The organism is Frankia sp. AiPs1, assembly GCF_023716945.1.
Taxonomy (GTDB): domain Bacteria; phylum Actinomycetota; class Actinomycetes; order Frankiales; family Frankiaceae; genus Frankia.
The window spans coordinates 1-6,311 of the sequence record NZ_JAMQQF010000341.1; the positions used below are offsets into that span (position 1 = coordinate 1).

6 protein-coding genes are annotated in these 6,311 nt (G+C 73.0%); 5 read left to right on the top strand and 1 reads right to left on the bottom strand.

The window, feature by feature from the left end; genetic code table 11:
* Nucleotides 1–274: 274 nt before the first annotated feature.
* The 3 genes from ND748_RS22340 (at nucleotide 275) to ND748_RS22350 (ending at nucleotide 3,083) form a co-directional block, all read left to right on the top strand.
* Nucleotides 275–1,522 (top strand): cytochrome P450, encoded by a 1,248-nt coding sequence (locus ND748_RS22340; protein WP_251747929.1) that lies wholly within the window; start codon nucleotides 275–277, stop codon nucleotides 1,520–1,522.
* Nucleotides 1,519–1,719, top strand: a complete 201-nt coding sequence (locus ND748_RS22345; RefSeq protein ID WP_251747930.1) for a ferredoxin — start codon at nucleotides 1,519–1,521, stop codon at nucleotides 1,717–1,719. The genes ND748_RS22340 and ND748_RS22345 overlap by 4 nt, the downstream gene beginning before the upstream one ends.
* 116 nt (nucleotides 1,720–1,835) lie before the next feature.
* Nucleotides 1,836–3,083: an ABC transporter substrate-binding protein gene (locus ND748_RS22350; protein ID WP_251747931.1), complete on the top strand. Its 1,248-nt coding sequence runs from the start codon at nucleotides 1,836–1,838 to the stop codon at nucleotides 3,081–3,083.
* Nucleotides 3,084–3,309: 226 nt separating this feature from the next.
* Here ND748_RS22350 and ND748_RS22355 read toward each other — a convergent pair whose 3' ends face one another.
* On the bottom strand, nucleotides 3,310–3,987 hold the full coding sequence (locus ND748_RS22355; protein WP_251747932.1) for a TetR/AcrR family transcriptional regulator: 678 nt from the start codon (nucleotides 3,985–3,987) through the stop codon (nucleotides 3,310–3,312).
* A gap of 89 nt (nucleotides 3,988–4,076) precedes the next feature.
* On the opposite strand from ND748_RS22355, the gene ND748_RS22360 reads away from it, so the two are divergent.
* Together ND748_RS22360 and ND748_RS22365 are read left to right on the top strand one after the other, a co-directional pair.
* Entirely contained in the window at nucleotides 4,077–5,477 is a 1,401-nt protein-coding gene (locus ND748_RS22360) for an MFS transporter (RefSeq protein ID WP_251747933.1), read from the top strand.
* A gap of 63 nt (nucleotides 5,478–5,540) precedes the next feature.
* Nucleotides 5,541–6,311, top strand: a 771-nt coding sequence (locus tag ND748_RS22365; protein WP_374216000.1) for a response regulator transcription factor, incomplete at its 3' end; no start/stop codon positions are given.

Consider the following 6,311-nt stretch of genomic DNA (forward strand, 5'->3'; position numbering starts at 1 on the left):
CAGCACGTCCGCGCGGCGCTGCGGATCGCCGACCGGGCCGTGGTGCTCAGCCGCGGCCGGGTCCGCTGGTCCGGACCGGCCGCGCAGGCCCGCGCGGACCCGGCGCTCATCGAGCAGGGCTACCTCGCCTGACGGTCTCCTGGTCTGGCCGGGCTCCCTCGCCGGACGGTCTCCTGGCCTGATCGGGCTCCCTGGCCTGACCGGGCTCCCTTGTCCTGACCTCCCCCGTCCGTGCCCCGGGCGGAACGTCCCACTGATCCTGGAGGAACACCACATGCCAGACGACACCGCGGGCGCGGCGGCGCCCGCCGACGGCGGCCACGGCCTGCGAGCCGCGACGCTGGACTGGACCGAGCACGAACGCCGGCGCGCCGAGGACCCGCGGGCCTACTTCTCCCGGCTGCGGGCGCAGTGCCCGGTGGACTACGACGAGGGACACGAGGGCTGGATCCAGATCCTGCGCCGGGCCGAGATCGACGAGGTCCTGCGCAACCCCGAGGTGTTCTCCAACCTGATCCCCGAGCTGATGGCCAGCCCGCTGCCCGCCATCCCGATGGGCGTCGACCCGCCCGACCACGCCAAGTACCGGCGCATTCTGGACCCGCTGTTCTCCCCGCGGCGGATGGCCGCGTTGGAGGCCGACGTCGTGGCGAACACGGTCGCCACCATCGAGAGCTTCCTCGACCGCGGTGCCTGTGACTTCGCCACCGACCTCGCCGTTCCGCTGCCCTGCTCGGTGTTCCTCACCCTGTTCGGCCTGCCGCAGTCCGAGCTGCCGGCCCTGCTGCACATCAAGGATGCGCTGATCCGACCGGAGTCGTTCACCGACGACCCCGAGGAGAAACTGCGGATCCAGACCGAGGCCGGCACGCAGGTGTTCACCCTGTTCGGGACGGTCCTCGCGCAGCGCCGCGCCGAGCCCCGCGACGACCTCATCACCGAGCTGCTCAGGGCCGAGATCGAGGGTCGGCCGCTGACCGAGCCGGAGCTGCTCGGGATCTGCTTCATGCTCATGATGGCCGGGCTGGACACCGTCACCATCAGCCTCACCTGCATCCTGTCCTACCTGCTGGAGCACCCCGACGCGCGGCAGCGGATCGTCGCCGACCCGGCGACGATCCCGACCATCGTCGAGGAGCTGCTGCGCTGGGAGACCCCGGTGATGGCCGTCCCGCGGATCGTCACCCGCGACACCGAGGTCGCCGGCTGCCCGATCAAGAAGGGCGAGATGGTCCACGTCATGCTGGCGTCGGGCAACCTCGACCCGGACGCCGACCCGCGCGCCGGTGTCGTCGACCTCGACCGCGACGACCGGCGGCATCTGGCCTTCGGCGGCGGCCCGCACCGCTGCCTGGGCTCCCACCTGGCCCGGCTGGAGCTGCGCACCGTGCTGCGCGAGTGGCACCGGCTCATCCCCGAGTACTCCCTGGCGCCGGGGGCGAGCATCACCTGGAACGGCTCGACGCTGCGCGGCCTGGACTCGCTGGCACTGACCTGGCCGACGGCGGCGGGACAGGCATGAGGCTCACGATCGACGACGCCCGCTGCCAGGGGCACGGGCGCTGTTACGACCTCGCCCCCGCGCTGTTCACCGACGACGACAGCGGCTACGGCGAGGTGAGTGTCCCGGACGTGCCGGCCGACGGCGCGCAGGCGGAGCTTGCCCGGCGGGCAGCGCAGGCCTGCCCGGAGCGGGCCGTGCTGCTCGACGGGGTGTGAACGTCCCGGCCGGCGCGGCCTGGCCGGGCCCGCGGGGCCGGCCGGCGGGACGGCGGCGGTCGGGTGGAGGAACGGGGACGAATGAGAGTGGGTTCCGGCGAAAGATGAGGAAGACAATGCGGTCCAGAAGCGCGATGGCGGCGCTGGCGGTGGGGGCCACGCTGGCTTTGGCCGCGTGTGGTTCGTCGGGGACGACGGGGGAGTCGGCACCGGCCACGGACGGGCCGAAGGCCAGCCCGGTGAAGCTGATGTCCATCGTGCCGCTGACGACGTCGACGACGAACTTCCCGGAGCAGGCCGGAGCGGCGAAGGCCGCCGTGCGCGCGCTGAACAAGCGTGGCGGCATCAACGGCCATCCGGTGCAGATCGACGTGTGCGACTCGAAGAACGACCAGGCGGCGGGCGAGGCCTGCGCGCAGAAGGCGGTGGACGGCAAGTACCTCGCCGTCGTCTCCGCCTTCAGCACCGCGGGCGGCATCAACGCCATCCTGGAGAAGGGTGGGATCCCCAGCATCGGCAGCTCGGGCGTCGCCGGCGACGGCTCGGACCTCACCTCCAAGATCAGCTATGTCTACCAGCCGGCGTCGACGTACTACGAGGCCGTCTGCGCGCAGCTCCTCAAGGACTCCGCAAAGATCAGCAAGATGGGTGTCGTCAACTACGACATCGCCGCTGCCGCCCGCCTCGGGGTCCTGGCCGGGCTCGGCGGGAAGTCCGCCGGGGTCGGCACCCAGGAGATCAAGGTGGCGGTGACGACGAGTGACTACGCTCCCGTCGCGGCCCGGGTCACCGACGCCGGCGCCCAGGGTGTGACGATGGGTCTGGCCGAGCCCAGCGCGATCGGCCTCATCCAGGCCGGTGGCGACAAGCTGAGCTACTGCCACGCCGCGGGCACCATCTCGGACGCGAACCTGGTCAAGCTCGGGCCCGCCGCGAAGAACTTCTACGCCGTCGGCGCCTTCCCGCTGTTCAACCAGAGCGCCAAGTACCCGGAGCTGACCCGGTTGCAGTCCGAGCTCGACGCGGACTTCGCCGCGGGTGACAAGGACGCGGCGAAGAACCTGCGGCACTCCACCTCCACCGTCGGTGGCTGGCTGGCGGTCCAGATCGTCGAGCAGGTCGGCAAGAAGGTCACCGGTGACCTCACCGCCAAGTCCCTGCTGGCGCAGCTCAACCAGACCAAGGGTCTGGACCTGCAGCTCGTCCCGCCGCTGGACTTCACCAGGACCAACCCGGTCCCCGGCCTGACCCGGCTGTTCAACAACACCCTGCTGGGCCAGCGCTGGGACTCGACGAAGAAGACCTTCTTCGCCACCGGCACGTCCTACGACGGCCAGAAGATCCTGACCGCCGGCGCGAAGTGACCCCGTCGGGTCCCGTCCGCGGGACCCGACGCCAACGCCAGCCGGCCCCGTCCGGCGCACGCCCTGGGCCGGGCCGACTCCCCGAGGTGGGGGTCGGCCCGGCCCTGCGCGTTCCCGGCTGCCGGGCGCGGCCTGGACTTCCGCGATCATCCGCGGTCAGAGTCGCCAGATCGGCAGAGTCGTCAGATCGCCGCAGACGAGCAGCAGACGAGCAGCAGACGGGCGGTCAGGCCACAGGGGGATGCGCGCCCTCGGACACCGTGGTGGCGGCCGGCGGCTGAGGGTCGGGGACGCCATGGGCGAGCAGGAACGTGCGCACGCCGGCCTGCACGGCGCGGCGCACGACCTCGTCCGCCGCCGGGCGCGTGCCGTTCTCGGTCAGCTCGGGGATCTGCGCGTTGATCAGCGCGAAGAACTGGCGGGCGGCGAGCGCCGGGTCGGCCACCTGCAGCAGCCCGGCGTTGCCGAGCACCGCCAGACGTCCGGTGAGCGCGTCGAGGATCGGGTCGCCGGCCTTCTCCCGCACCGTGCGGTAGACCTCGGGATCGCGGGCGGACTCGGCGGCGATCGTGCGGTACAGGAACATCGAGCAGGTGCTGCGCTGGCACTCCACCAGCTTCGCGCCCACCTCGAACAGGCTCGCCTGCCAGCGCTCGGGGGAGACGTCCAGGGTCTGCAGCACGCGCAGCGCGTCGCCGTTCTGCTCGACGGCGGAGTCGGCGACCGACTCGCGGAACAGGTTCTCCTTGCCGCCGAAGTAGCTGTAGATGGTCGGCTTGGACACCCCGGCCGCCGCGGCGATCGCGTCCACGCTGGCCCGCTCGTATCCCTGCGTGCCGAAGATCGGCGCCGCGGCGTCGAGGATGGCCCGGTGCTTGTCGACCCCGCGCTGTCGTCCCGCCATCGGGCCCCACCCTCACCTCTGCGCCGCCGCTGCCACCCTTACTGTAGGCGGTTATGGCTTTACTAAACCGTGTAGTTTAGTCTGGTCCCATGAGCGTAAAGGAAGACTTCGGGGAGCCCGCCGTCACGGCGTCGGCGTCGGCGTCGGGGGTGCGCACCGGGCCGGCCCTGGTCGCGCTCGCCGGCGCGGCGCTGCTCGCGGTACTCGACGGCACCGTCGTCGCCGTGGCCCTCGGCCCGCTGGCTGACGCCTTCTCCGCCCCGCTGACCACCGTCGTCTGGGTGATGATCGCCTACCTGCTCGCCGCGGCGACGGCCCTGCCGCTGCTGAGCTGGGCGAACGCCCGCTTCGGCGGGCGCACGGTGTTCCTCACCGGCCTCGGCCTGTTCCTGCTCGGCTCGCTGCTGTGCACGGTGGCCCGCTCGCCGGGGATGCTCATCGGCTTCCGGGCGCTGCAGGGCTTCGGCGGCGGCCTGCTCGAACCGAGCGCGATGACGCTGTCCGCGGCGCTGGCCACCCGGGAGTCGATGGGCCGGGTGCTCAGCGTGATGGCCACGGTCGTCAACGTCGCGCCCGCCGCCGGCCCGATTCTCGGCGGCCTGCTGCTGGAGACCGGCCACTGGCAGTGGCTGTTCGCGGTCAACATTCCGCTCGGGCTGCTGGTGGGCGCCGCCACCCTGGCCTACGTCCCGGCCGGCCGGCCGGACCCCGCGGCGACCCGCCCCGGCGCCGACCTGCGCGGCCTGGTCCTGCTCACCGCGGGCTACCTCGGTGTGCTGTTCGCGGTCAACCGGGCCGGCGAGCAGGCCGGCGACTGGCCGGTCCTCGCCGCCGCGGCGGGCGGGATCGTCCTGCTCGCCGCCTACGTGCGCCATGCGTTCACCACGACCGCCACTCCCGCGCTCGACCTGCGGCTGCTGCGCCGGCCCGGCTTTGCCGCGAGCATCGCGGTGATGGGTCTGGTCGGGCTGATCATGTACGGGCAGACCGCGGCACTGCCGGTGGTCGGCCTCGACCAGCACGGCCTGCACGGCCTCGACCAGGGGCTGCTGGTCTGCGCCCTCGGGCTCGGGCTGCTCGTGTCGATGACGACCGGCGGGCGGATCAGCGATCGCGTCGGCGCGCGTTCCCTCGTGCGCACCGGCGCCGGCGCGACCACCGTGCTGCTGGCCATCTTCGCGGCGAGCGGCGAGCGCCTCCCGCTCGCCGCCGTCTGCGCGCTGTTCGTCGCCGTCGGGCTTGGCTTCGGCCTCACCGCCGCACCGACGGTGGCCAGCCTGTACCGCACCCTGCCGCCGGCCGAGCAGCCGCAGGGCACCACCTCGATCTTCATGGCGGTGCAGCTCGCCGCGTCGCTGGGCGTCGCGCTGCTGAGCCTGCTGCAGTCGCGCGCCGGCAGCGACTGGGTGACGGCCCTGTTCGCCCTGCTCGCCGGGGCCGCCGCGGGCATCGGCCTGCTCGCCGCCCGGCTGCCGGGCCGGCCTGGCTGACCCGCCCAACGACCCGGCGGCGTCCACATCGCCGTCACATCCGGCGGCTCCTACCATCGGTGCATGCGGGTCCTGGTTGTGGAGGACGAGATGCGTACCGCCGCGGTGCTGCGCCGCGGCCTCGTCGAGGAGGGGTACGCCGTCGACGTCGTCGGCGACGGGATCGACGCCGTCTGGCGAGCCACCGAGATCGCCTACGACGCGATCGTCCTGGACCTCATGCTGCCCGGCATCGACGGGTTCGAGGTGTGCCGCCGGTTGCGTGCCGGCCATCGCTGGGCGCCCGTGCTCATGCTCACCGCGCGCGTCGACGTCGACGACCGCATCCGCGGCCTGGACGCCGGCGCCGACGACTACCTGCCCAAGCCGTTCAGCTTCGGCGAGCTCACCGCCCGGCTGCGCGCGCTGGTCCGCCGCGGCGCGGTGCACCGGCCCGTCGTGCTGCGCGCCGGCGCGGTCGAACTCGACCCGGCCGGGCACCGGGTCTGGCGCGCCGGGGCGCCGGTAGACCTGTCCGCCAAGGAGTTCGCCCTGCTGCACCTGCTGCTGCGCCATCCCGACCAGGCGCTCACCCGCACCTACATCACCGAGCACGTCTGGGACGACGCCTTCGACGCCACCTCCAACATCGTCGACCAGTACGTCCGCTACCTGCGCCGCAAGATCGACCTGCCGGCGGCCCCCTCGCTCATCGAGACGGTCCGCGGGGTCGGCTACCGGCTGTGCGTCCCGGCCGGTCCGCACCCGGCCGGTCCGCTTCCGACGGATCCGCCTGTGGCGGGTCCGCTTCCGGCCGGGTCGACGCTGCCGGCCGCCGGCGCCACGCGGCCGGCC